Consider the following 2511-nt stretch of genomic DNA (forward strand, 5'->3'; position numbering starts at 1 on the left):
CAACGACTACGGGCACCTTCTGCGCCTCCCCCCGGCGGGCGCTCGCGAACTGGCGGACTACCTGCTGGAAGCCGCCGACGCCGCGGAGGTGCCGTGGTGAGCGACAAGGACAGGGAGATGGAAAGGAATCTGCACCGGCTGCGCTGGGAGGTCAGGGACCACCTGGACGCCAAGCCGTTAAAGAGCTGGACGCCAGAGATGCTCCAAGCGCTGCTGAGTCTGATGCGGGTGGCGGGCGTCAAACCACAGCAGTTCGTGGGCAAGCCGAAGCTCACCGTCGTGAAGGGCGGTGCGTAATGGCGGGGAAAGTGCGTCGGTGTGAGCGGTGCGGGAAGCGACTGCGCAGCCTGGCAGCCGAGGGCTGGAATGTCCGGGTCGAACGCGGCAGGCCGGTCGGCGTGATCTGCCCCGGCTGCCAGACCCCGGCGGAGAACGCCGAGGCCACCATCAACGAGGCCACGCTGGATTACGGCCTCGATGAGTTCGGCCGGATGGTCGCCCGCGTGAAGGGCGGGCTCTGATGGCCAACAAGGTGCAGATGAACACGGAGGGCGGCACTGGGCTTCGGCCCGGTGTCCCCACCACCCTGCCGGAGTGGCGTATCGCCGTCCAATGCCGGGGTTGTGGCCGCTGGCTGACCGACCCGCGGTCAGTCGCTCTCGGCATCGGACCCTCCTGCGCCACCAACGAGGCCGGATGACCAGCAGTAGTCAGGTCTCCTGGCCGGAGGTCAACCGGTTCCTCGCCGAGGTGATCAAGGCCGCCACCTACGCCCCGCTGCCGATCGCCGGCACCCCGTCATGGTGCGAGCTGGCCGACGACGACATGCGCAAGCTCATCTCCCTCGCCGTCGCTGGTGAACACCATGTCCTGCGGTGCGACCTCGAGCAGGCCGCAGCCGCCGATGCGGCGAAAACCATTGCCACCGCCGAGGACTGGCCCGCTATCGCCCGCCAGATCCGGTCCGGACGTGGCCCTGCTTACGTCCCTCGCCACAAGGAGACCACCGCGTGATCGACCCCGACCTGACCAAGTCGTTCTTCCTCGAATCCGACAGTGACCAACTGACGAAGATCTACCAGTGGGCACGCGCCCGCTACGCGGCGCCGTGGGCGGTGTTCGGCTCCGTCCTGCTGAGGGTGTCGGCCAGTACCGGCCCGGATGTCCAGCTTCCTGGCGTCATCGGCGGACGGGCCAGCCTCAACATGATGGCCGTGTTCGTCGCAGTATCCGGTGGCGGCAAGGGCATCTCCGACTCGACAGGCCGCTTGGCATTGCCGGCCGACATCCACGAGGAAGGACTCGGATCGGGTCAGGGCATCTCCGAGCTGTTCAAGGAACCAAAGAACCCGGAGGACCGGATCGACAGAGCGATCTTCATGGTTCCCGAGATCGACCACCTAGCCGCGCTGGACGCTGGGCAAGGCAACAACACCCGCGCCACCATCAAGGCCGCGATCATGGGCGAACGCCTCGGCAGCAAGGGAGCCTCGGCGGCAACGTCTCGGATGGTCGCACCGCACACCTACCGCATGTGTTTATCGGTGGCCGGCCAGTACGGGCACTGCGGTGTGATCCTCGACGACGCGACCGGTGGAACGCCTCAGCGGGCCTTGTGGTTTCCCTCGACCGACCCGGACATGCCCGCCGACCGCATCGGTGACCCGGCCCCGCTGGACAGCACCATCCCGTCGTGGGCACCCGGTGCCGACGGGGTGGTGGAGATCGCCTACGGGCCGGCCGAGATCACCGAGACGATCATCGCCGCGCACCTGGCCCGCCAGCGCGGCGAAGGAGACGCCCTTGACGGTCATTGGATGTTGCTCCGCTGCAAGGTCGCCGCCCTGCTGGCAATCATGCACGGCCGCAGCGTCGTCTCCGAGCGGGACTGGGAGCTGTCCGCGATGGTCATGCAGGTCTCTGACATCACCCGGCAGGCAGTCATAGACCATGACCGCCAAGCCGCCCGAGCAAAGGTGAGGGAGCGGGCATTGTCCCGCGCCGTAGGCGAAGAGGTCATAGACGACCGGCGCCTCGACGTCGTCAAGCGCCGGGTGCTCAAAGTGTTGACCAACGGCCGTACCGCGCGGCGGGATCTGATGTCCAGGATGGGCAAGCGCGAGTACCGAGAGTTACTCGATTCGGCTATCGCCGAGTTAACTGCCGACGGCAGGGTGTCAGCTGTTGCGGCCCCACAGGGCGGCACGTACTACGAGTTGACCCCAGAGTTCACCGCTGAACCGCAGTTCAGCACCCAAAATAGCAGTTCAGAGGCGCTGAACTGTGAGTTCACCGCTGAACCATCCGCTACCGTCACCGACCTCGATTCCCGCAGATCACACGAATCCGAGCGGCCCAAGCTGTCGTGCCAGCGATGGTTCAATCACCACGTCGAACAGCTCATCGCGGCCGGCACCACCCTCACCGAATCGTTTGCTGTGATCACCGCCGGCCAAGCCGCCGGATACACCAAACACCAGATCCACACCGCCGCTAGCGGACACCCCACCC

5 protein-coding genes are annotated in these 2511 nt (G+C 66.3%); all 5 read left to right on the plus strand.

All coding sequences use genetic code 11. The features are described 5' to 3' along the window. Positions 1-96: 96 nt before the first annotated feature. The gene (locus BN4346_RS47060) at positions 97-297 is read left to right on the plus strand and encodes a hypothetical protein (RefSeq protein ID WP_067977115.1); all 201 of its coding nucleotides are present in this window, start codon (positions 97-99) and stop codon (positions 295-297) included. Beyond that, positions 297-521, plus strand: a complete 225-nt coding sequence (locus tag BN4346_RS47065; protein WP_067977116.1) for a hypothetical protein — start codon at positions 297-299, stop codon at positions 519-521. Before BN4346_RS47060 ends, BN4346_RS47065 begins: the two co-directional genes overlap by 1 nt. 17 nt (positions 522-538) lie before the next feature. Further along, entirely contained in the window at positions 539-700 is a 162-nt protein-coding gene (locus BN4346_RS50020) for a DUF6011 domain-containing protein (protein WP_407695176.1), read from the plus strand. Next, on the plus strand, positions 697-1014 hold the full coding sequence (locus BN4346_RS47070) for a DUF2742 domain-containing protein (protein WP_067977118.1): 318 nt from the start codon (positions 697-699) through the stop codon (positions 1012-1014). The genes BN4346_RS50020 and BN4346_RS47070 overlap by 4 nt, the downstream gene beginning before the upstream one ends. Further along, the coding region (locus tag BN4346_RS47075; RefSeq protein WP_067977119.1) for a hypothetical protein at positions 1011-2511 on the plus strand (1501 nt) is incomplete at its 3' end. The genes BN4346_RS47070 and BN4346_RS47075, both read left to right, overlap by 4 nt.

Origin of the sequence: Mycolicibacter icosiumassiliensis (assembly GCF_900078685.2) — a bacterium.
In the GTDB taxonomy this organism is placed as follows: domain Bacteria; phylum Actinomycetota; class Actinomycetes; order Mycobacteriales; family Mycobacteriaceae; genus Mycobacterium; species Mycobacterium icosiumassiliensis.